1 protein-coding gene is annotated in these 3,025 nt (G+C 70.9%); it reads left to right on the forward strand.

Translation table 11 applies throughout. The features are described 5' to 3' along the window. Window positions 1–54: 54 nt before the first annotated feature. The coding region (locus ACWIF2_RS40455) for a type I polyketide synthase (protein WP_454366677.1) at window positions 55–3,025 on the forward strand (2,971 nt) is incomplete at its 3' end.

The following is a 3,025-nucleotide window of genomic DNA, read 5'->3' on the forward strand; positions in this document are numbered from 1 at the left end:
GTCGTGCTGACCGGGCGGCTGTCCCTGCGCACGCACCCATGGCTGGCCGACCACGTGATCGGTGACACGGTCCTTTTCCCCGGGACGGGGTTCGTGGAGCTGGCTGTACGGGCCGGGGACGAGACCGGCTGCCCGCGCCTGGAAGAACTCACCATGGAGATGCCGCTGGTCATCCCCGAAGAAGGCGATGTCGCCCTTCAGGTCCGGGTCGGTGCGCAGGACGAGTCCGGCTGGCGGCCGGTGAGCGTGTACTCGCAGAGCGGGCCGGACGAGGAGTGGACCCGGCACGTCAGCGGGGTACTGGCGGCCGGGTCTGGCGGCGAGGGCTTCGATCTGGCGGTGTGGCCTCCGGCTGATGCGGATCCGGTGGCGCTGGACGGGTTCTACCAGGGTCTGGCCGCGTCCGGCTACGGCTACGGCCCGGTGTTCCAGGGGCTGCGGGCGGTGTGGCGGCGCGGCGACGAGGTGTTCGCCGAGGTCGGTCTGCCCGAGGACCAGGCCGCGGACGCGGGTGGGTTCGGTATCCATCCTGCGTTGCTCGACGCCGCCCTGCACGCGGCGCTGGCCACCGCCGGTGACCGCACCGGTGACAGTGGCGATGACCAGATCCGGCTGCCTTTCGCGTGGACCGGCGTGTCCCTGTTCGCCACCGGCGCCACGGCGGCACGTATCCGTCTGACATTCACTGGCACTGATGCGGCGTCGGTCGAGATGGCGGATGCCGAGGGCCGCCCGGTGGCTTCGGCCGACGCACTGGTCTCCCGACCGGTCTCCAGGGAACAGCTGTCGGAATCGCAGGCTGGTGGCGGGCAGGGAACGCTCCTGGGCGTGGACTGGGTCCCCGCCCCCACGGCGGATACGCCCTCTTCTATCGGGTGGGCGATGCTGGGCGACCCCGTACGGCCTGACGGGGACAGCCACCCGGACTTTGTGGTCCTGGTCTGTCCGCCACAGGCTGATGACGACCTCGCGCGAGGAACGGGCCGCGCCGCCGGTGAAGTGCTCGATGCGGTTCAGGGGTGGCTAGCGGATGAGTCGGTCGTCGGCTCGCGGCTGGTCGTGGTGACGCGTGGAGCCGTGGAGGTGGGCTCCGATGACCGGCTGTCCGGTCTGACACATGCCGCGGTGTGGGGTCTGGTGCGGTCGGCGCAGACGGAGCACCCGGGCCGGTTCGTTCTGGTGGATGTGGACGACGCGGCTGCGCTGGCCGATGTCCTGCCTGCGGCACTGGCCACGGGTGAGCCGCAGGTCGTGGTGCGGGACGGGCAGGTGTGGGTGCCGCGTCTTGCCCGGCTGACGGCCACGGAGGAGCCGGCCGTGCCCCCTACCTGGGATGCCGAGGGCACGGTGTTGATCACCGGGGGGACCGGGGCGCTGGGGGGTCTGCTGGCCCGTCATCTGGTGGAGAAGTACGGGGTGCGCCATCTGCTTCTGGCCAGTCGTCGAGGCCCTGATGCTCCCGGTGCGCGGGAGCTGGAGGCGGAGCTGCTCGGGTTGGGTGCGGCGTCGGTGTCGGTGGTGGCCTGTGATGTGGCTGAGCGTCGGGCGGCGGAGGCGTTGGTGGCCGGGGTGCCGGCGGAGTATCCGTTGCGTGCGGTGGTGCATGCGGCGGGGGTGTTGGACGACGGTACGGTCGCGGCCTTGACGCCGGAGCGGCTGGACACCGTCATGCGGGCCAAGGTGGACGCCGCCGTCAACTTGCACGAAGCGACCCACGGCCTCGACCTGCGGGCATTCGTACTCTTCTCCTCCGTCGCCGGGATCTTCGGTGGCCCGGGCCAGTCGAACTACGCCGCCGCCAACGCCTTCCTCGACGCTCTGGCTCAGCGGCGCGCAGCGGAGGGCCTGCCGGGGCTCTCGCTTGCCTGGGGCCTGTGGGACCAGGACGGAGGTATGACCGGGCAGTTGGACCAAGCGGCGCGGGCACGTATCTCGCGTTCCGGTCTGACCCCCATACCCGCGCGACAGGGATTGAGCCTGTTCGACATGGCGGCGCGGGTGCGCGACCGGGCTGTGCTGGTACCCGTTGCCGTGGACATGGGCGTGCTGCGGGCCCAAGCCGGGACGGGCACCTTGCCGCCGTTGCTGCGCAACCTGGTCCCAGCCCCGGTGCGGCGGACCGCGGCCATCGCCGAATCCGACAGACAGGGGACCGGATCCTCGCCGGCGCAGCAGCTGGCCGAACTCTCCGAGCCGGAACAGGAACGACTGCTCCTGGACCTGGTCCGTACCCATGCCGCGGCTGCGCTCGGACACGCGAAACCGGACGCGGTGGGGCCGCAGCGCGGGTTCCTGGAGCTGGGCTTCGACTCGCTGATGGCGGTGGAACTCCGCAACCGCCTCAGTGCGGCAGTCGGCCTGCGCCTCCCTTCGACCTCGATCTTCGACCACCCAACCCCGCTTGCCCTCGCCCTCGCGCTGCGGTCCGAGCTGATGGGTACGGAACGAAACGCGCCTGCCGCGCAGGGCGCAGCGGCCGCTACAGCCACCGCGGCCGCCGACGAGCCACTGGCGATCATCGGAATGGCCTGCCGCCTCCCTGGCGGTATCGATTCCCCGGATGCGCTGTGGCAGCTCGTGGACGAGGGTCGGGACGTGGTGTCCGCTTTCCCGGACGACCGCGGCTGGAATGTGGAGCAGCTGTACGACCCGGATCCGGACGCACGCGGCAAGAGCTACTCATGCGAAGGGGCGTTCGTCGACGACGCCGGTGACTTCGACGCGGAGCTGTTCGGGATCTCGCCGCGTGAGGCGCTGGCGATGGATCCGCAGCAGCGGCTGCTGCTGGAGGCGTCCTGGGAGGCGTTCGAGCGGGCCGGGATCGACCCGGCGGCCGTGCGAGGCCACCAGGTCGGCGTGTTCGCCGGTGCCATGGCCCCGGACTACGTCTCAAGGCTCAACAAGGTGCCCGAGGACGTCGAGGGCTACACGATGACGGGCAGTACCGCCAGCGTCATCTCCGGCCGGATCTCGTATGCGTTCGGTCTCGAGGGGCCGGCGGTGACGGTGGACACGGCGTGTTCGT

Source organism: Streptomyces sp. NPDC055506, assembly GCF_053643595.1.